Source organism: Pseudomonas sp. TWP3-1 (assembly GCF_049896625.1).
GTDB lineage: Bacteria > Pseudomonadota > Gammaproteobacteria > Pseudomonadales > Pseudomonadaceae > Aquipseudomonas.
The window spans coordinates 72,437-92,200 of record NZ_JAFCUQ010000016.1; the positions used below are offsets into that span (position 1 = coordinate 72,437).

Here is a 19,764-nt window from a genome sequence, read left to right on the forward strand (position 1 = left end):
TGCTCACTGCGCCAGCCAGCCACCATCAATATTCCACGCCGCACCGCGCACTTGGCTACCCGCCTCGCTGCACAAAAACAGCACCAGTTCCCCCAGATGCGCCGGTGTAACGAACTCCAGCGACGGCTGTTTTTCCGCGAGCAAATCATGCTGCGCCTGCTGCGGCTCGACGCCCGTGGCAATCCGGTCATCGATCTGCTTCTGCACCAGCGGCGTCAACACCCAGCCAGGGCAGATCGCGTTGCAGGTGACATTGCTGGTGGCGGTTTCCAGGCCGACAACCTTGGTCAAACCGATCACCCCGTGTTTGGCCGCCACATACGCAGCTTTGCCGGTCGAACCGACCTGACCATGCACCGAAGCGATGTTGACGATCCGCCCCCAGCCCTTGCTGCGCATGCCCGGCAAGCTCAGACGCGTGCTGTGAAATACCGAGGACAGGTTGATCGCAATGATCGAATCCCAACGCTCCACCGGAAATTCTTCAACCGCTGCCACATGCTGAATACCGGCGTTGTTCACCAGAATGTCGACGCCGCCGAACTCGCGCTCGGCGTAGGCGATCATCTCGGTAATCTGCGCCGGGTCGCTGACGTCGGCCGGGTGATGCCCGACCTTGCCGCCAAATTGCTCGACTTCGGCAATCACTTTGGACGCATCGCCAAAACCGTTGAGGATCAGATTGGCGCCAGCCTTGGCCAGCGTCAGGGCGATGCCCAGCCCGATGCCGCTGGTGGAACCGGTAACCAGCGCGGTCTTGCCTGAAAGAGTCGTCATCAATACCTCACACAATGCCAGTGGCGTAGAAAGTGCCGATCACCACGAAAACCGCCAGGGTCTTGATCAGCGTAATACAGAAAATGTCTTTGTAGGCTTCACGGTGGGTCAGGCCGGTGACCGCGAGCAAGGTGATTACCGCGCCATTGTGCGGCAGGGTGTCCATGCCGCCGCTGGCCATCGCCGCCACTCGGTGCAACACCTCCAGCGGAATATTCGCGGCGTGGGCGGCGCTGATGAACTGCTCGGACATCGCCGCCAGGGCGATGCTCATGCCGCCCGAAGCGGAACCGGTGATACCCGCCAACAAGGTCACGGTGATCGCTTCGTTGACCAGCGGATCGGGGATGCCCTTGAGCCAGTCGGCCAACACCAGAAAACCCGGTAGCGAGGCGATCACCGCGCCGAAACCGTATTCCGATGCAGTATTCATCGCCGCCAGCAGCGCACCGCTGACCGCGCTTTTACTGCCCTCGGCGAGTTTGCTTTTGATCGCATTAAAGCCAAATGCCAACACCATCAGAATGCCGATCAGCAGGGCTGCCTGCACCGCCCAGATCGCCGTCAGTTTGGCGATTTCGGTGGTGACCGGCGTAGCCATGCCCGGCAGCGCCAGGCTGTGAGTCTTGCCGTACCACTGCGGAATCCAGTGGGTGAACAGCAAGTTCATCACGCCCACCGCCAACAGCGGCGACAGCGCCAGCCATGGGTTCGGCAGCTTCAGGTCTTCAGCTGTTTCCGGTTCGTTGCGCAGTTCAGTGCCATAGCCTTCGCCGGCGCGTTGCGCCTTGTTGCGTTGCCGCTGCAGGAACAGCATGCCGGCGCAGAACACGAAGATCGTGCCGATCACCCCCAGCCACGGCGCTGCCCACGCCGTGGTGTTGAAGAAGGTGCTGGGGATGATGTTCTGAATCTGCGGTGTGCCGGGCAGGGCGTCCATGGTGAACGAGAACGCGCCGAGGGCGATGGTCGCCGGGATCAGGCGCTTGGGGATATTGCTCTGGCGGAACATTTCTGCGGCGAACGGATACACCGCAAACACCACCACAAAAAGGGACACGCCGCCGTAAGTGAGCACGGCGCAGACGAGCACGATCACCAGCATCGCCTGGCGGGTGCCGAGCAGACGAATCGCCGCCGCGACAATCGAACGCGAGAACCCCGACAACTCAATCAACTTGCCGAACACCGCGCCAAGCAGGAATACCGGGAAATACAGTTTGATGAAGCCGACCATTTTCTCCATGAACACCCCGGTGAATGCAGGGGCGACGGCGGAGGGGTCCGTTAACAGGACAGCGCCGAGGGCGGCGATCGGGGCGAAAAGGATAACGCTGTAGCCACGGTAGGCCGCGAGCATCAGCAGCGCGAGGGCTGCCAAGGCAATGATCACACTCATGGTGTGTCTCCTGGGATTGTTATTTTTGTGGGTGATGCTTTGTAGGAAGGGACTATTGCGAGATGTGTGCCAACAGTTAAGTGATTGAAATATATGAATATATTTCAATGCGAGGTAATAAATTCGATTTTCTGTCTCAATCTAGAGATTGTTGGTTATGGTCTATCGTCATCGCTAGCAGGCTAGTTCCCACAGTAGAAACGCGTTCTCCCTGTGGGAGCTAGCCTGCTAGCGATGATCGCGAAGCGATCCCGGGGATCTATCTCAATATGGAGATCTAGTCTCTTTATCGAGATTCGGCAATTCCAAGTGCGACCATTTTCTTGTACAACGTCGACCGCCCAAGCCCCAAACGCTCAGCCGCTTCAACGACTTTGCCCCCGCATTGCGCGAGGGTCGTCTCAATCAATTGCCGGTCAAACCGCTCGCGCGCCTGACTGAAGGTTTCGCCTGACAGCGCTTCGGCGGACGCCGTTGACGTCCGCTCAACCGGGGTAAACGTACCAATCGCCACGCGAATGTCATGCTCCGTCAACAGCAAGTCATCACTCAACAGCGCCGCCCGCTCCAGCACGTTGCGTAACTCGCGGATATTCCCCGGCCATGCGTGCTGCCCCAGCAACTCCAGCGCCTCACGATGCAGCTCATGCTGGCTGCGCAGCTCTTCAAGAATCGCTTCACTCAGTGCTGGCAGGTCATCGAGACGCTCGCGCAACGGCGGAACCTTGATCGGCAACACGTTGAGGCGGTAGTACAAATCCGCACGAAACTCGCCACGCTTGATCGCCGCTTCCAGATCCGTCGAGGTCGCGGCAATCACCCGCACATCACTCTGAATCACGTCGTTGGAGCCGACCGGTTCGAATTCCTTTTCCTGCAACACGCGCAGCAGTTTGCTCTGCAGCGGCAGCGGCATATCGCCGATCTCATCAAGAAACAACGTGCCGCCCTGAGCAATCTGCAATTTGCCGGTTCGACCCTTACGGTCAGCGCCGGTAAAAGCCCCCGGCGCGGTGCCGAAGAACTCCGCTTCGAGCAGCGCCTCCGGAATGGCTGCGGAGTTAATGCTGACGAAGGCTTTGTGCGCTCGCGGCGAAGCGCTGTGGATCGCCTGCGCCAGCAGTTCTTTGCCGGTGCCGGTCTCGCCGAGCAGCAATACCGGCGATTCGGCGCTGGCACTACGCCGGGCGCGACGTTTGACTTCGAGGCTGGCGGCGCTGGTGCCGATGAAATGGGCGAAGTTGTATTTGGTCTGGCGGGCGCGCAGCAGCGAGCGGGTCGAAGCCAGCTCCTCCTGCATGCTCAGGTAGCGCTTGAGCATCGGCGACAGCGTGCGCAATTCGTCGAACAGGGCGAAACCGATGGCGCCGATTACTGAGCCAGCGTCGTCGTGGATCGGCAGGCGCATCACCACCAGCGGCTCTTTGGGGGTGTCCTGCATGTCCAGCAAAATCGGCCGGCCAGTGCGCACCACTTCGCGCAGCAGACTGCCGGGGATCACGCTTTCACAAGGTTTGCCGATGGCGCCCTCGGCGGATTCGAGGCCGAATCGTCGGGCATAACGCTCGTTCATCCAGACGATGTTCGCGTCGCGGTCGACAATCACCGTGCCTTCGCTGGACTGCTCGATGATCTCGAACAGCGAGCGGATCGCCAAGGTGCGGACGCGTTGGTAGTCCTTGAGGCTTTCGGTGCTGTTCATCGGACTGAACCCGGATGCGCCGCCGCCAACAGCTCTTTGGTGTACGGATGCTGCGGCGAGTCGAACACATCATGGCTCGCCCCGCGCTCGACCACTTTGCCGTCCTTGATCACGATCATGTCGTGGGCCAAGGCACGCACCACGGCGAGGTCGTGGCTGATGAACAGATAGGTCAAACCGTGTTTTTCCTGCAGATCGCGGAGCAGGGCGACCACTTGTTTCTGTACCGCGCGATCGAGCGCCGAGGTCGGTTCGTCGAGCAGGATCAGCGCCGGTTTCAACACCAATGCGCGGGCGATAGCGATGCGCTGGCGCTGGCCGCCGGAGAATTCATGGGGATAGCGGTGACGGCTGTCGGGGTCGAGGCCGACCTCCTTGAGCACGCGAATCACCTGTGCGTCGCACTCATCAGCGGTGGACTGGCAATGCACCTCCAGCCCTTCGCTGATGATCTGCGCCACCGACATGCGCGGGCTGAGGCTGCCGAACGGGTCCTGAAACACCACCTGCATCTGTCGGCGCCACGGACGCATCTGCTTCTGATTGAGGCGGTCGAGGGATTCGCCCTGGAAGCGAATGCTGCCTTCTGAGTCGAGCAACCGCAGGATTGCCTGGCCCAGTGTCGACTTGCCTGAACCGGACTCGCCAACGATGCCCAAGGTCTTGCCACGCTGGATGTTCAGGCTGATGCCGTCAACTGCGCGCAGGTATTGCTTGCGCTGAAACAAACCACCGCCGACGGTGAAGTCAACCCGCAGGTTTTCCACTTCCAGGACGTTTTCCCGCTCGGCCCGGGTCAGCGCTTCGCCTTCCGGCTCAGCGTTGAGCAGCACGCAGCTGTAAGGGTGTTTCGGCTCGGTGAACAGCGTTTCGCAGGGCGCCTGCTCGACAATTTCGCCGGCTTTCATCACGCACACCCGTTGCGCGATGCTGCGCACCAGGTTCAGATCGTGGCTGATCAGCAGCAACGACATGCCGAGCCGTTGTTGCAGGGACTTGAGCAGCAGCAGGATCTTGCGCTGCACGGTGACGTCGAGCGCGGTGGTCGGCTCGTCGGCGATCAGCAGTTCCGGCTCGCAGGCCAGAGCCATGGCGATCATCACGCGCTGGCGCTGGCCGCCGGAGAGTTGATGCGGATAAGCCTTGAGCCGCTCTTGCGGTTTCTGAATGCCCACCAGCTCGAGCAATTCGAGGATGCGTTTTTGTGCCTGTTTGCCGCCCAACCCCCGGTGCAGCAGCAGGGTTTCGCCGATCTGTTTTTCGATGCTGTGCAACGGGTTGAGCGAGGTCATTGGCTCCTGAAAGATCATGGCGATGCGATTACCGCGCAGCTCGCGCAAGATCTTCGGGTCGGTGCCGACCAGCTCCTGCCCGCGATAGCGAATGCTGCCGGTGGTTTGCGCTTCGCCCTCGGGCAGCAATTGCAGGATCGAATGCGCGGTCACTGATTTGCCAGAGCCGGATTCGCCGACCAGTGCCAGACATTCGCCGGGGCGGATGTCGAGGCACAGATTGCGCACCACAACCTGGCCATGGAAGGCGACGTTGAGGTCACGGATTTCGATCAGGTTGTCAGTCATTTGTGCCTGCGCCTCAGGATCGCGGATCGAAGGCATCACGCAACGCCTCGCCGATGAAAACCAGTAAAGAGAGAATCAACGCCAAGGTGAAGAACGCGGTGAGCCCGAGCCACGGCGCTTGCAGGTTCTGCTTGCCCTGACCGATCAATTCGCCCAGCGAAGCGCTGCCGGCCGGCATGCCGAAACCGAGGAAGTCCAGCGCCGTGAGGGTGGAAATTGCCCCGGTCAGAATGAACGGCAGATAGCTCAGGGTCGCATTCATCGCGTTCGGCAGAATGTGCCGGAAGATCACCTTGCGGTCGGTCAGACCCAATGCCCGCGCTGCTTTGACGTATTCGAGATTGCGCCCGCGCAGGAACTCGGCACGCACCACGTCCACCAGCGCCAGCCAGGAAAACAGCGCCATGATCCCCAGTAGCCACCAGAAGTTCGGCTCGACAAAACCGGAGAGAATGATCAGCAGATACAGCACCGGCAACCCTGACCAGACTTCCAGCAAGCGCTGACCGATCAGATCGACCCAGCCGCCGTAATAACCCTGCAACGCACCGGCGGCAATGCCGATCAGCGCACTGACCAAGGTCAGCATCAGCGCAAACAGGATCGACACCCGCGCACCGAAAATCACCCGCGCCAGCACATCTCGTGCCTGGTCGTCGGTGCCCAGCCAGTTGACGGCCGACGGCGGACTCGGCGCCGGTTTGTTCAGTTCGTAGTTCGGCGTGTCATCACTGAACGGGATTGGCGGAAACAGCAGCCAGCCACCGTCCTTGCGAATCAGGTTCTGCACGTAATCGCTGCGGTAGTCGGCCTGAAACGGCAGTTGTCCGCCGAACTCCTGCTCAGTGTGGCGCTTGAATACCGGGAAGTACCAGTCGCCCTGATAGCTGACCATTAACGGTTTATCGTTGGCGATCAACTCACCACCGAGACTTAGCAGGAACAGGCCGATAAACAGCCACAGCGACCACCAGCCCCGGCGGTTTTTCTTGAAACGTTCGAAGCGGCGGCGGCCCAACGGCGATAGCTTGAACATCAGGCGTTCCTCGCGGCAAAGTCGATGCGCGGGTCGACCAGCGTGTAGCACAGGTCGCCGATGAGTTTTATCAGCAGGCCGAACAGCGTGAAGATGAACAGCGAGCCGAACACCACCGGATAGTCGCGCGATACGGCCGCTTCGTAACTCATGCGTCCGAGGCCGTCGAGGGAGAAGATCACCTCGATCAGCAACGAACCGGCGAAGAACACGCTGATGAATGCCTGAGGAATTCCCGAAACCACCAATAGCATGGCGTTGCGGAACACATGGCCGTACAGCACTCGGCGTTCGCTCAGGCCTTTGGCGCGGGCGGTGACCACGTACTGACGGGTGATTTCATTGAGGAACGAGTTCTTGGTGAGGATGGTCAGCGTCGCAAAACCACCGATCACCAATGCCGTCACCGGTAGCACCAGGTGCCAGAAATAGTCGGTGATTTTGCCGAGGGTCGACAGCGATTCGAAGTTGTCTGAAACCAGTCCGCGTACCGGAAACCAATTCAGGGAAGTGCCGCCCGCGAAGACCACGATCAGGAACATCGCAAACAGAAACGCCGGCATCGCGTAACCGATGATGATCGCGGTGCTGCTCCAGATGTCGAAGTGACTGCCGTGATGCACGGCTTTGCGTATGCCCAGCGGGATCGATACCAGATAAGTAATCAGCGTCGCCCACAATCCAAGGGAAATGGTCACGGGCATTTTTTCAAGGATCAGATCGGTGACCGTGGCGCCGCGGAAGAAGCTCTTGCCGAAGTCCAGCTGCGCGTAATTCTTCAGCATCAGCCACAGGCGCTCATGCGCCGGTTTGTCGAAGCCGTACTGTTTTTCGATGTCTTTGATCAGTTGCGGGTCGAGGCCACGGCTGGCGCGCGAGGTGCCGCTCATGGTCTCACTGGAACCGCCGCCGACATTGCTGCCGCCGATACCCTGCAAGTGCGCAATGGCTTGCTCCACCGGACCGCCCGGTGCGGCCTGAATGATCACGAAATTGACCAGCAGAATGATCACCAGCGTCGGAATGATCAGCAGCAGACGTCGCAGTATATAAGCCCACATCAGCGCGGCCCTCCGGGTCTGCCACGGCTGATTTTCTCGGCCGTCATCTGTTGATTGGTCAGCGGCGTGCGGCTGATCTCCCACCAGCTCTCGATGGCCTCGTCATTGCTCGCCTGAACAGTCGGGATGCCAAAGCGGTTCCACCACACCGTCGAGGTGCCCGGCGGGTAATAGTTGGGGATCCAGTAGTAGTTCCATTGCAGCACACGATCCAGCGCGTGGGCGTAGCGCAGCATGTCGGGCTGGGTCGAGGCGCGGATCAGGCCGTTGATCAAGGTGTCGACCGCGGGGTTCTTCAGCACCATGTAGTTGTTGGCGCCGGGATCGTTGGCCGAGGCTGAACCGAAATAGTTGAGCAACTCGCCACCCGGGGAAGTGGTGACGGGGTAGCCGGTGACGATCATGTCGTAGTCACGGCTCATCAAACGGTTGACGTATTGCGAGGAGTCGATGCGGCGGATGTTGAGGTCGATGCCGATCTGCTTCAGTGTGCGCTTGTACGGCAAGAGCAAGCGATCCATGCCGTTCTGGCTGACCAGAAAGGTGAAGCTCAACGGTTCGCCCTGCGCATTGACCAGTTGATCGCCCTCCGGCTTCCATCCGGCCTGTTCCAGCAGCTCAAGCGCTTGCAACTGCTTGTCGCGAATCACTCCGCTGCCGTCGGTCTTCGGCGCTTCGAAGACTTTATTGAATACCTCATCGGGTATTTGCCCGCGCAGGGGTTCGAGAATTTTCAGTTCGGCAGCGTCCGGCAGTTGCCGAGCGGCGAGGTCGCTGTTGGAAAAATAGCTCTGCTGGCGAATGTACAGGTTGCGCATCATCTGCCGGTTGCTCCACTCGAAGTCCCAGAGCATGGCCAGTGCCTGACGCACGCGCCGATCGGCGAACAGCGGTTTTTGCAGATTGAACACGAAACCTTGCGCCGATTGCGGCGCCTCGGTTGCCAGATGGGCTTTTTGCAGACGCCCGTCACTCAACGCCGGGCTGTCGTAACCGATGGAGTAGCCGGTGGCGGAGAATTCGCGGTTGTAGTCGTAAGCGCCGCCGCGCAATACCTGACGGGCAACGTCGGTGTCGCCGAAGTACTCGATACTGAAGTGATCGAAATTGTACAACCCACGGCTGACCGGCAGATCCTTGCCCCACCAGTCGGCATTGCGCTCGAAGGTGATACTGCGCCCGGAGTCGACCTTGCCGACGCGATACGGGCCGCTGCCCAACGGTGGTTCATAGCCGCCACCACCGGCAAAATCCCGGGTTTTCCACCAGTGTTCGGGAAACACCGGCAGAGTCGCGATGTCTAGCGGCAGGGTACGGTTCTCGTTGCTCTTGAAATCGAAACGCACGGTCAGTGGCGCTTCGACTTCGACGCCTTTGACGTCGGCAAACTGAGTGCGGTAGCGCAGGCTGCCCTGGGTCATCAACAAATCGTAGGTGTAGCGCACATCCTCGGCGGTGATCGGTTTGCCATCGGCGAAGCGCGCCTTGGGATTGATGAAAAAGCGCAGCGACAGGCCGTCCTCGGAGCGCTCCATCTTCTGCGCGACCAGGCCGTAGACCGTATACGGCTCGTCCTGTGAACGCTGGGCCAGCGGCGAATACAGCATGCCGTCGATCTGGGAGACGCCGATACCTTTGTCTATATAAGGCAGCAGATGGTCGAAATGGCCGATTTCGACGGCTGAGCGGCGCATGGTGCCACCCTTCGGTGCCTGCGCGTTGGTGTAGTCGAAGTGGCTGAAGCCGGCTGGATACTTCGCCGGTTCGCCATAAACGGTCAATGCATGTTGCGGAGCAGCGTCCACACCTGCGGCGCCAAACAGCAGGGCCACGGCAGTGAACATCAATGTGGGGAAAGCCAGTCGCATTGTCAGCCTTAGCGCCGGGTGATCGATAAGCGCAATTTGTACGCGAGCAACGCGGTGCCCGCCAGCCGTATCGTGTTACCAAAACACAACGGCCCACCAATAGGCGGGCCGTTTTCAAGCGAGTCGGACGACGGATCAGTCCTGACGGCTGGTCACTTCCAGCAGGTGATAACCGAACTGGGTTTTCACCGGGCCTTGCACGACATTGATCGGCGCGCTGAATACCACGGTGTCGAATTCCTTGACCATCTGACCAGGACCGAACGAACCGAGATCGCCACCCTGACGGCTGGACGGGCAGGTGGAATTGGCTTTGGCGACTTCGGCGAAATCAGCGCCGCCTTCGATCTGGGCCTTGAGTTCGTTGCACTTGTCTTCGCTGGCAACGAGGATGTGGCGGGCAGTGGCTTTAGCCATGGGGAAACTCTCCAATCAAGATTCAGTAAAGGGTGGAGCCTACCGGATTCAGTGGCCGATTTCTCGGCAAAGTTCCATTCGCTTGTCTGATCACTGCACCTAGAGATTCGCTGCTTGCAGGCGCAAGGCATGCTCGACGTAGAGCTGAATCGAGTCAACAGGTGATGGTCGTCGGCCATGGGCTCGACCCAGGCTAGCTAAATGGTCGTGGGGATAATCAGAACGGATCACGGTTCCGAGATGAGAGCTGAAGCGACCGACAAAACCGTCGTTCTGCGCAGGCTCGGTCACAAAATATGCCGAAAGGGCTGTGCAGACACTTCGCACCGGATCAACCGCTGGCAAGACTGCATCCGGTACGACACCGCTCCAGGAGTAGTAGCGCACGCCATTGACCTGTTCCGCTCCGTGTCCGCCCCATGTTTCAGGCAAGCCTTGCGGGTACTTGTCATTGAATTTTCCGACGCCTTCGGTCGTCAGGGCATCAAGTGAGGCCAGCGCGTTTTGCGGCAGTGTGGTGCTGCCACTGATCAGCGACAGGAAGTCGCCGAACAGCGTCGCGACATTTTGCGCGACCGTTTCCGGTAATCGTCCCGGTACCAACGCCTTGCGCAGGAAATCTGCAAGTTCCGAACCGTGATTTGGCCCGCTGACCGAGGTCACTGAAGCGACGTGGTGTGGTGCAAGCGCCGCAGCGTATCGGGCGGAGAGTGCGCCCTGACTGTGTCCGATCAGGTTGACTTTGGCCGCGCCCGTGCCTCGCAGCACGGAGTCTATCTGCAAGAGCAGTTGCTCACCCCGAACTTCGTTGTCTTGAGTCGCCGAGAGGTGCGGCACAAACACTCGATTACCGGCGTCTTTGAGTGCCTGTGTAACGCCGTGGAACAGGTCGAAGGGGCCGATTCGCTCAAATCCGAACAGTCCGTGCACCAACAGGATGGGGTAACGAGTTGTGGCATTCCGTTGCATATTTGCACCTAAATCGCAGAAGTTGATCGACGTTGTCTGCGTGTCACTCTAAAACACTCACGGCGCTGGCGATGTATGAAGAGTCTTTGTCGTTTGCTGGAATTCGGATCAGCGTGCGTGCGAAATATCTCTACTTTCTGAAATCCGGATCGGAATAACTGGACATCTTTTACGTCATCCAGAGTGATTTTCTCGCAGTTGCCTACCTTCCTGGGCGCTGTTGACTCGCACCCAAGGCGCCTGGAGCTGACATCGCAATGACCACGAAACGGGTTCAATAAAGGCTCTTGCTCGCGGCAGGCTGGCTGCGTGGTTAATCCAGGGAATGGAGCGGTATATGAAGAGGCGAGATGCACCAACGCTGGCAACAACAAGGCTTAGCGCTCGGGTAATGGCGAAAAAGCCAAAGCTGCCTGTGCTCTGTTGCAAGCGCGAACACGAAGTAACCCTCGATCCACCGGCGCTCGATGCGGTAAATGGAACGGTGCTTGATCCGTCACTGCAACAGGTTGTGGTGCGTATTGCGCCTTACCCCGGCATGGCGTGCGGCGACAGGCTGATGTTGAGCTGGACTGGTCTGGATATGGACGGCTTGCCGTACCGTCACGAAAGCATCCGCTTTGTGAGTCAACTTCAACTGGGAAAGGAGGTTGTTTTCGTTGTCAGAAGCGCTCACATCGCTGCGCTGGATGGGGGGACACTAGAGGTTTTCTGGACGCTGACCAGCAGCAGAATCCCGACCCCCGTGACTTCTGACCGATTGCAGCTGGATGTCGGAGATGTTCGCGGCAGCTTGTTGCCGGCGATCATTGACGACGCGATCAGAGCACACCTTGATCCGGCGAGGGTTACGCATGGCACCTCGGCCACGATCCGGCCCTACGCGTGGATGGCTGCCGGTGACCGCATCTGGTTGTTCTGGGGCGTGGCGCCGGGGAGCGCGATGTTTGAGGATCAACTGATCGTCGAGCCTTTCGCTGTGGGCCAGCCACTGGTATTTGGCATTCCTCCCGAGTCAATCTCCGCGCATATTGGCAGCGAAGTAACCGTGCGGTACCGCGTCGAGCAACGAAGCACGGCGATCCGCGAATCCGGGGTCACACGAATCATGATCGCGGCGCAGGAAAGAGGTCTGTTGGAAGCCCCGCAAATACTCGAGGCAATAGATGGTGTGCTCGATTTGCAGGATGCCAATGATGGCGTCACTGCACTGATCAGTGATGCGCAAGTAGAAGATGGCGAACTGGTTTATCTCAAATGCGATGGCGAGAGTTTCTCTCATCGCGAGGATCGGGAAATCACTGGCGCGATGGTCTCGCAACCACTGGAATTCAATGTTCCATATGAGTTCTGGCGGGAGCACGTGGATACCGAGGTGCGCGTTTCGTTTTCCATTGAACGACTGGATGAAGCAACCCAGCTATCCGGCGTAACCGTGTTGCGGGTACAAGCATGATGTGCAGCCTTGCGGAGTGCGCATACTCTGCAAGGCTGCAGTCACTTTCAGCTCCGGGAACGCTTGCGCAGGCGAGCTGCCGCGTCCACCAGCAGGCGCTCTGTCGCATCGAAACCGAGGCAGCCGTCGGTCACGGAAACGCCGTAGCGCAGCGATGTCCCCAATGGCTGGCAGCCTTCGAACAGATGCGACTCGAGCATCATGCCGACCAGCGAATGGTCACCTTGCAGGCGTTGCTCCAACACGTCGTTGAACACGCTCGGCTGACGCAGCGGATCTTTGCCGCTGTTGGCGTGGCTGCAATCGACCATGATCCGGCTCGGGATCTTCAAGCGGGCAAGCTCGGTGCGGATCCGGGCCACGCTTGCGCTGTCGTAGTTCGGGCCCGAATGACCGCCGCGCAGTACCAGATGCGTATCCGGGTTGCCCAAGGTCGGGATGATTGCCGGATGCCCCTGGCTATCTACCCCAAAGTGGCGATGCGGGTGAGCAGCCGAGCGCATGGCGTCGACGGCTACCGCGACACCGCCGTCGGTACCGTTTTTGAACCCGACCGGGATACCCAATCCGCTGGCCATTTCCCGGTGAATCTGTGATTCGGTGGTGCGCGCGCCGATGGCGACCCAACTCAGCAGGTCATCGAAGTAGCCGGCTGCCATCGGTTGCAGCAATTCGGTCGCGACAGGCAAACCAAGGCGAGTCATTTCCAGCATCAAACCGCGCGACAGGGACAGGCCGGTGGCCATGTCATCGCTGCCGTCGAGATCAGGGTCGTACGCCAGGCCTTTCCAGCCGATCGTGGTGCGCGGTTTCTCCACGTAGGCACGCATGACCAGCAGCATTTCATTGCTGACCTCATCGGCGAGGCGTGCGAGTTTGCCAGCGTATTCGAGCGCGGATTGTGGGTCATGAATCGAGCAGGGGCCGACGATCACCAGTAAACGGCTGTCGTGGCCGTCGAGGATCGCCCGAACGGCTTGGCGATGGGCACTGATTTGCTGGCTCAGCTCATTGCTCAGTGGCAATTGCTGTTTGAGTTGCAACGAGCTGGGCAGACGTACGGTCAGCGCTTCGTTGGCAGAAGTGAGGGTGGACAGCGGCAGAGCAGAGATGGACGAGTTCATATTCAGATTTCCTGGGCTGGCGGCGGGTGCTTCCCGCTCGCTCGGCCCTACTGGGGTGTTCGACAATTGGCCGTACTGGCTGCGTGCGTGTGCTTGCCACCTGTGGGTGACCGATCGGAGGCGGCAGGCTGTCCCGAGCGGCGGCTGGTAAATCGCCATGCGGTAAAACTGTCGTAGCGGTAATAAGTGGCGTAGTTCATGTGGTGATTCCTCAAAGTGTCTGGTGTGATACTGAAAAGTGTGGGGCCTGAAAAAACAAAACCCCCGGTCGGGAGGCCGACCGGGGGTTGAGAATTCTCTGGTAGGCGACCCGTCTGTATGGGCGCCGTGTGGGTATCAGGCGCGCCAGTGGCTAAACCAATACCCAAAATAAAAGCTGACCGGAGCGCAGACGTTGTTCACCCGGGCAGCCGCAACCGAACGCAGGGCGCTGGCGGTGTGAAGCTGGTGAAGGGCGTTGAACATGAGCTGTCTCCGATGGATGCGCCGAGCTTACTAGAGCCTGCCGCGCGTCAGCAATCAGAAATTGCTATTGAATGGGCGAAACGTTGGCTATCGGTTGATTGCCCCCGATGTTCTGACACACTCTGGGATTTGCGCTTCGCAAGATCGGCGATTCATTGTTACGGGAGGGGTGATGACGTTCCAATTACACCGAGCAACGCTGGCCGACCTGTCATTTGTTCGAGAACTCACTTGCAGGAATATGCTGCGCTACTACATTCAGCACGACTTGCTTTGGCAAGACGAGGCGTTTGATGTGGCCTGGCTCGGCCGGGACAATTGGCTGATCGGGCATGGTGCTGAGCAAGTTGGCTATTTCAGCCTGAGCCGCGATGCACGTGCCTTATACATCCGCGAATTGCAGGTTGCACCAGCGTGGCAAGGACGGGGCGCGGGATCCTGGGCGATCGATCAGGTTATTGCGGTGGCGCGGGAGGAAAAGCGCGCGGCATTGCGCCTGACGGTTTTCCACAATAATCCGGCGCGAAGTCTGTATGAGCGAAAGGGATTGATCCTGCAGGGTGAGGACGAGTGTTTCCTGAGAATGCAGCTGGATTTGAGTACAGCTGTGCTCTGAAATCCACGGCCGACAAGCCCTCCATGATGAATTGAAACTTTTTATATGCGGCTTGCCGCTAGGTCTGTCTGGCTCTTTTTGCTAAGGTGTCAGCCATCCCAATAAGACCATATCGCGAGGTGTCTGCTTGATTAGGGTGCTAGTGGTCGATGACCACGATCTCGTTCGTACAGGCATTACACGGATGCTGGCCGATATCGATGGCCTACAAGTAGTTGGCCAGGCCGAATCCGGGGAAGAATCCCTGATCAAGGCTCGAGAGTTGAAGCCCGACGTGGTGCTGATGGACGTCAAGATGCCTGGCATCGGCGGTCTCGAAGCCACGCGCAAACTGCTGCGCAGTCACCCTGACGTCAAGGTGGTCGCTGTCACCGTGTGCGAAGAGGATCCGTTTCCTACACGACTCCTGCAGGCCGGAGCTGCGGGTTATCTGACCAAGGGCGCCGGACTGCCTGAGATGGTGCAGGCCATCCGTCTGGTATTTGCCGGCCAGCGCTATATCAGCCCGCAGATTGCCCAGCAACTGGCGATCAAATCTTTCCAGCCAACCAGCGATTCTCCGTTCGATGCGCTTTCCGAGCGTGAAATCCAGATCGCGTTGATGATTGTCGGCTGTCAGAAAGTCCAGATCATTTCCGACAAGTTATGCCTGTCACCGAAAACCGTGAATACCTACCGCTACCGCATTTTCGAGAAGCTATCGATCAGCAGCGATGTCGAGCTGACGCTTCTGGCAGTTCGTCACGGCATGGTTGACGCCAGCCTCTGACCATCATGACCGAGACTTTTGATCCCAGCGCCTTTCTGTCGACTGTCAGCGGGCGTCCAGGCGTTTATCGCATGTTCGACAGCGATGCGCGTTTGCTCTATGTCGGCAAAGCCAAGAATCTGAAGAAACGCCTGGCCAGTTACTTTCGCAAGACCGGTCTGGCGCCGAAAACTGCGGCTCTGGTCGGGCGTATCGCCCAAGTCGAAACGACTATCACCGCCAATGAGACCGAAGCGCTGCTGCTTGAGCAAAACCTGATCAAGGAGTGGCGGCCGCCGTACAACATTCTGTTGCGCGACGATAAGTCCTATCCGTATGTATTTCTGTCTGACGGACAATTCCCGCGACTGAGTATTCATCGCGGCGCCAAGAAGGCCAAGGGCAAGTATTTCGGCCCTTATCCGAGCGCCGGGGCGATCCGCGAAAGCCTCAGCTTGCTGCAAAAAACGTTTTTCGTTCGTCAGTGTGAAGACAGCTATTACAAAAACCGCACCCGTCCGTGCCTGCAATATCAGATCAAACGTTGCAAGGCGCCGTGTGTCGGGTTGGTCGAGCCTGAAATCTACGCGGAAGACGTGCGCCACTCGGTGATGTTTCTCGAGGGGCGCAGTCATGCGTTGACCAACGAGCTTTCAGCAGCGATGGAAGAGGCGGCGGTCAACCTCGAGTTCGAACGAGCTGCCGAACTGCGCGACCAGATCGGCTTGCTGCGCCGGGTTCAGGATCAACAGAGCATGGAAGGCGGCACCGGTGATATCGATGTAATCGCCGCCTTCGTCAATCCTGGTGGCGCCTGTGTGCATCTGATCAGCGTGCGGGGAGGGCGCGTCCTGGGCAGCAAGAACTTCTTCCCACAGGTTGGTATTGAAGAAGATGTGTCCGAGGTCATGGCGGCGTTTCTGGGACAATACTTCATTACCAGCCCGGAGCGCGACTTGCCGAGTGAATTGATTGTCAACGTGGTCCATGAAGACTTTCCGGCGCTGATCGAAGGTATTCAGACGCTGCGCGGTCGCGAGTTGGCGATCAGCCATCGGGTTCGCGGTACGCGTGCGCGTTGGCAGCAATTGGCCGTGACCAATGCCGAGCAGGCGCTTGGCGCGCGACTGGCCAACCGACAACATGTGGCCGCGCGCTTCGAAGCACTGGCCGAAGTGCTGAATCTGGATGAACCGCCGCAACGTCTCGAATGCTATGACATCAGTCACTCCAGCGGTGAGGCGACGGTCGCTTCCTGCGTGGTGTTCGGCCCGGAAGGTCCGATCAAATCAGATTACCGGCGCTACAACATTGAAGGCGTAACGGCTGGCGATGATTACGCGGCAATGCACCAGGCCTTGACCCGACGTTTCAGCAAGCTAAAAGACGGCGAGGGCAAGTTGCCGGACATTTTGCTGGTGGACGGTGGTAAAGGTCAGTTGTCGATGGCGCGCGATGTTCTCAATGAACTGGCTGTGCCCGATCTGATTCTGTTGGGCGTTGCCAAGGGTGCTACACGCAAGGCGGGCTTCGAGACTTTGTATCTTAATGATGCAGCGCATGAGTTCACATTGCGTGGAGATTCGCCCGCGTTGCACTTGATCCAGCAGATTCGCGACGAAGCTCACCGCTTTGCAATCACTGGCCATCGCGCGCGCCGCGGTAAAACCCGGCGTACGTCAACGCTGGAAGGCGTTGCGGGTGTGGGGCCAACCCGGCGTCGCGACTTGTTGAAACATTTTGGTGGATTGCAGGAGCTGTCTCGTGCAAGCATCGAAGAGATCGCCAAAGCGCCGGGGATCAGTAAAAAGCTAGCAGAGTCGATTTATGCAAACCTGCATAGTGAGTAGAATGCCCATTCACCTCGTAGCCAGTTGTGCCGATGAATATCCCGAATCTGATTACCGTTCTCCGCGTCCTGCTCATCCCGATCTTCATTTTGCTGTTCTATCTCCCGTACGAATGGAGTTATCTCGCTTCAAGTTCGGTCTTCGCATTCGCTGCCGCGACTGACTGGCTGGATGGCTATTTGGCGCGACGCCTTGAGCAAAGCACGCCGTTTGGCGCGTTCCTTGACCCTGTCGCTGATAAACTGATGGTCGCGGTTGCGCTTGTGCTGCTGGTTCAAGAGCACGGCAATCTTTGGCTGACTCTGCCGGCCGCCGTGATCATTGGTCGCGAGATTGTTATTTCTGCACTGCGCGAGTGGATGGCAGAACTGGGCGCTCGTGCGCACGTCGCCGTCTCGAATCTGGGCAAATGGAAAACTGCTGCGCAAATGCTCGCACTGGTGATCTTGCTGGCCACGCCGAAGGCTTTCAACTTCTGGGTCGTATTGGGTTATGCATTGTTGATCGTGTCTGCCGGCCTGACGTTGTGGTCGATGGTTCAATACCTGCGGGCTGCCTGGCCGCATCTGAAGACTGATGTTGAAAAGAAATAAAACTTTTTTGAATCAAAGGGTTGACGGGGCTTCTGGATTCTATAGAATGCGCCACACCAAGCGGGAATAGCTCAGTTGGTAGAGCACGACCTTGCCAAGGTCGGGGTCGCGAGTTCGAGTCTCGTTTCCCGCTCCAATTTGTACGTGTTTGTTGTTGTGCTACTGACAGCAGATGCTTTGAGGCCGAGTAGCAAAATGGTTATGCAGTGGATTGCAAATCCACCTACGCCGGTTCGATTCCGACCTCGGCCTCCACTATAAACAAGCTCCGTAGATCCATGATTTACGGAGCTTTTTTATTGGCGAAAAAGTTGAAAGATTTAGTCTTGAAAACGACTCTCGCCAACTTGCGTCACCGGGAAGTGATGTATATATTTCCCCTCTGCTTGCTGCGGTGCTGACCCTGTCAGGATCGTGATTCAACAACAGAGCAATGCAACACCGCGCTACCGCCCGAATGGCGAAACTGGTAGACGCATGGGACTTAAAATCCCCCGCTCGTAAGGGCGTGCCGGTTCGATTCCGGCTTCGGGCACCATGAATATCAAGGGCTTGCGTGAGATACCTCATGCAGGCCCTTATTCTTTTGCTCCGCAAAATATTGCTTATGCTCAGCAACACGCGCTTCACACGTCATTCCGTCGGCGTAACGTACATCTCCGTTCAAATCCAATTCCAAATGCACTGCCCAGCCAAACGCAAAAGTAATAAGGAAGTTACTTGTTTCGGAAACTGATTTTGCTGATTTTGATCACCAGTCTGAGCGCGTGTGCGGCAGTTGCCACGCGAATGGATTACGACAAACATCGATGTCCTTACATCGGGGTACGATTTGACTGGTGGCTGGTAGGTACATCTAAAGGAAAGCTGATTCCTTTTTTACTGATCGACGCACCGTTCTCATTGGTTGTCGATACGCTATTTTTCCCCTTCGAATATCAGTACACCTGCAACCTTTGATCGATTCGCAAGCGTCGAAGTGTGTCTGCGCGAGATTGTCGTCACCTAGCCGTCATACGAAGAAGCTGCAAGGCAATCACTAATGCAAATGGGCCGATCTGATCGGCCCATTTTTTTTGCTCGAACATCAGACGAATGCTTGTCCGGCGAAGCCTCGAGGCAGACGTTGCAGTCCGATCATCGCCGTCAGTCGTTCAGTCCACTCCGAACGCCAGTTACCGGCAGCGTGCGGCGTAATGGTCTTGCGAGAAGTTCGCCGTGCGCGATTGCGTTGGCTCTTGCGAGCATCTTTGTAGGCATCGGTATTGCGGCAGCTGCGGCACTTGACTTGGTTGAGTTCGCGGCTGGAGGAGAGGTTATTACCGTTGTGGCCGCAGGCGAGGTGCCCGTCGACTTTGAAGTGAATGACCATGAGACGTCTCCTTGGTGACGTGTAAAGGTTTTGACCTTTAATCACCAAGGGCGTTCGGTAACACGATTATCCCAGGCAGCAGCTGGCGACAGTAGCGTCGCTCAACCGCCAGTCGTGATTGCAGACTGCTAACTACCTGAACCGCGGCAGCGGCCGATCGGCCGGTCTGAGCGAGGACAAGGTCCTGCGAATCAGCGGAGTATCCTTTTCGATATCGTTCAGTCGATCACGGATACGTAGTGCGGTCGGGTGGCCGCCTTGGTGGTCGACCCAGTCGGCGATGTCTTTGCAAGCGGCCGCCAGGCGTGCCTCGCGAGCGTCGAGCAAGGTGAGAAGGGTGGTGATGGACTCTTTTTCGGACATGTGACACCTCCGTTCAAAAAGTTGTGAATCGTCAGTACGCGTTGCGTTAAGCAAATCTCAGTATAGGCCCGAAAATGATCGGCATCAGCCGGAGGACTCCCGGGCAGGTGATGGCGCGCTGGCGGTGTTGAGTCGGCGACATTCATGCATGGCATCTTCTTCAACATCGTAGCCATCGCCGATGAAACCAGCCGTGCGCGTATCGCAAATGCGAAACCACACTGTGGCTTCAGCCGGCGCGTGTTGGCTTTCTCCAGCACGACGGCCGTGGATGATGATCTTGTTGCAGCGTTTCACTACGAAAATGTCTTCCATGGCTTCACCGCAGCTGATTTGTGTCAGATGAACTATAGAAGCCTGGGCCAATC

Annotated in this window: 20 protein-coding genes and 3 tRNA genes; 9 read left to right on the forward strand and 14 right to left on the reverse strand. The window is 58.2% G+C overall.

What is annotated here, in order from left to right:
- Positions 1-3: 3 nt before the first annotated feature.
- From hbdH to ACP7BN_RS20675, 9 genes are all read right to left on the reverse strand, one after another.
- Positions 4-777: a 3-hydroxybutyrate dehydrogenase gene (hbdH, locus tag ACP7BN_RS20635; protein ID WP_426205859.1), complete on the reverse strand. Its 774-nt coding sequence runs from the start codon at positions 775-777 to the stop codon at positions 4-6.
- 7 nt (positions 778-784) lie between these two features.
- A complete protein-coding gene (locus tag ACP7BN_RS20640) occupies positions 785-2,176 on the reverse strand; it encodes a GntP family permease (RefSeq protein WP_426205860.1) in 1,392 nt (463 codons plus the stop codon).
- Between the two features lie 286 nt (positions 2,177-2,462).
- Positions 2,463-3,878, reverse strand: a complete 1,416-nt coding sequence (locus ACP7BN_RS20645) for a sigma-54 interaction domain-containing protein (RefSeq protein WP_426205861.1) — start codon at positions 3,876-3,878, stop codon at positions 2,463-2,465.
- A complete protein-coding gene (locus ACP7BN_RS20650) occupies positions 3,875-5,458 on the reverse strand; it encodes an ABC transporter ATP-binding protein (protein ID WP_426205932.1) in 1,584 nt (527 codons plus the stop codon). Before ACP7BN_RS20650 ends, ACP7BN_RS20645 begins: the two co-directional genes overlap by 4 nt.
- 13 nt (positions 5,459-5,471) lie before the next feature.
- A complete protein-coding gene (locus ACP7BN_RS20655) occupies positions 5,472-6,494 on the reverse strand; it encodes an ABC transporter permease (protein WP_426205862.1) in 1,023 nt (340 codons plus the stop codon).
- Positions 6,494-7,555: a microcin C ABC transporter permease YejB gene (locus ACP7BN_RS20660; protein WP_420649126.1), complete on the reverse strand. Its 1,062-nt coding sequence runs from the start codon at positions 7,553-7,555 to the stop codon at positions 6,494-6,496. Before ACP7BN_RS20660 ends, ACP7BN_RS20655 begins: the two co-directional genes overlap by 1 nt.
- Complete coding sequence (locus tag ACP7BN_RS20665; protein WP_426205863.1) at positions 7,555-9,423, reverse strand: extracellular solute-binding protein; 1,869 nt, start codon at positions 9,421-9,423, stop codon at positions 7,555-7,557. Before ACP7BN_RS20665 ends, ACP7BN_RS20660 begins: the two co-directional genes overlap by 1 nt.
- Before the next feature lie 135 nt (positions 9,424-9,558).
- On the reverse strand, positions 9,559-9,840 hold the full coding sequence (locus ACP7BN_RS20670; protein WP_003445034.1) for a peptidylprolyl isomerase: 282 nt from the start codon (positions 9,838-9,840) through the stop codon (positions 9,559-9,561).
- 99 nt (positions 9,841-9,939) lie between these two features.
- Positions 9,940-10,809, reverse strand: coding sequence for an esterase/lipase family protein (locus ACP7BN_RS20675; protein ID WP_426205864.1), 870 nt, complete (start codon positions 10,807-10,809; stop codon positions 9,940-9,942).
- 337 nt (positions 10,810-11,146) lie between these two features.
- Here ACP7BN_RS20675 and ACP7BN_RS20680 point away from each other — a divergent pair, with 337 nt between their 5' ends.
- A complete protein-coding gene (locus ACP7BN_RS20680) occupies positions 11,147-12,265 on the forward strand; it encodes a hypothetical protein (RefSeq protein WP_426205865.1) in 1,119 nt (372 codons plus the stop codon).
- A 47-nt stretch (positions 12,266-12,312) separates the two neighbouring features.
- Here ACP7BN_RS20680 and ACP7BN_RS20685 read toward each other — a convergent pair whose 3' ends face one another.
- Together ACP7BN_RS20685 and ACP7BN_RS20690 are read right to left on the reverse strand one after the other, a co-directional pair.
- Positions 12,313-13,389 carry a 3-deoxy-7-phosphoheptulonate synthase gene (locus ACP7BN_RS20685; protein WP_426205866.1) on the reverse strand — a complete coding sequence of 359 codons (1,077 nt, stop codon included), beginning with the start codon at positions 13,387-13,389 and terminating at the stop codon, positions 12,313-12,315.
- A 336-nt stretch (positions 13,390-13,725) separates the two neighbouring features.
- Entirely contained in the window at positions 13,726-13,854 is a 129-nt protein-coding gene (locus ACP7BN_RS20690) for a hypothetical protein (RefSeq protein ID WP_426205867.1), read from the reverse strand.
- A gap of 172 nt (positions 13,855-14,026) precedes the next feature.
- Between ACP7BN_RS20690 and ACP7BN_RS20695 the strand changes: the two genes are divergently transcribed.
- The 8 genes from ACP7BN_RS20695 (at position 14,027) to ACP7BN_RS20730 (ending at position 18,621) form a co-directional block, all read left to right on the forward strand.
- Positions 14,027-14,470, forward strand: a complete 444-nt coding sequence (locus tag ACP7BN_RS20695; protein WP_426205868.1) for a GNAT family N-acetyltransferase — start codon at positions 14,027-14,029, stop codon at positions 14,468-14,470.
- A 127-nt stretch (positions 14,471-14,597) separates the two neighbouring features.
- A complete protein-coding gene (gacA, locus tag ACP7BN_RS20700; protein ID WP_420649119.1) occupies positions 14,598-15,239 on the forward strand; it encodes a response regulator transcription factor GacA in 642 nt (213 codons plus the stop codon).
- Positions 15,240-15,244: 5 nt separating this feature from the next.
- Positions 15,245-17,068: an excinuclease ABC subunit UvrC gene (gene uvrC, locus ACP7BN_RS20705; protein ID WP_420649118.1), complete on the forward strand. Its 1,824-nt coding sequence runs from the start codon at positions 15,245-15,247 to the stop codon at positions 17,066-17,068.
- Positions 17,069-17,100: 32 nt separating this feature from the next.
- Entirely contained in the window at positions 17,101-17,661 is a 561-nt protein-coding gene (pgsA, locus tag ACP7BN_RS20710; RefSeq protein WP_420649117.1) for a CDP-diacylglycerol--glycerol-3-phosphate 3-phosphatidyltransferase, read from the forward strand.
- A 60-nt stretch (positions 17,662-17,721) separates the two neighbouring features.
- Positions 17,722-17,797: transfer RNA gene (locus tag ACP7BN_RS20715), tRNA-Gly, on the forward strand.
- Between the two features lie 45 nt (positions 17,798-17,842).
- Positions 17,843-17,916 (forward strand) — tRNA-Cys (locus ACP7BN_RS20720).
- Positions 17,917-18,112: 196 nt separating this feature from the next.
- Positions 18,113-18,199: transfer RNA gene (locus ACP7BN_RS20725), tRNA-Leu, on the forward strand.
- A 182-nt stretch (positions 18,200-18,381) separates the two neighbouring features.
- The gene (locus tag ACP7BN_RS20730) at positions 18,382-18,621 is read left to right on the forward strand and encodes a YceK/YidQ family lipoprotein (protein ID WP_426205869.1); all 240 of its coding nucleotides are present in this window, start codon (positions 18,382-18,384) and stop codon (positions 18,619-18,621) included.
- A gap of 127 nt (positions 18,622-18,748) precedes the next feature.
- On the opposite strand, the gene ACP7BN_RS20735 is transcribed toward ACP7BN_RS20730, so the two are convergent.
- From ACP7BN_RS20735 to ACP7BN_RS20745, 3 genes are all read right to left on the reverse strand, one after another.
- A complete protein-coding gene (locus ACP7BN_RS20735) occupies positions 18,749-19,033 on the reverse strand; it encodes a hypothetical protein (protein WP_426205870.1) in 285 nt (94 codons plus the stop codon).
- A gap of 132 nt (positions 19,034-19,165) precedes the next feature.
- A complete protein-coding gene (locus ACP7BN_RS20740) occupies positions 19,166-19,396 on the reverse strand; it encodes a hypothetical protein (protein WP_420649114.1) in 231 nt (76 codons plus the stop codon).
- Between the two features lie 84 nt (positions 19,397-19,480).
- On the reverse strand, positions 19,481-19,711 hold the full coding sequence (locus tag ACP7BN_RS20745; RefSeq protein ID WP_420649113.1) for a hypothetical protein: 231 nt from the start codon (positions 19,709-19,711) through the stop codon (positions 19,481-19,483).
- Positions 19,712-19,764: the final 53 nt, after the last annotated feature.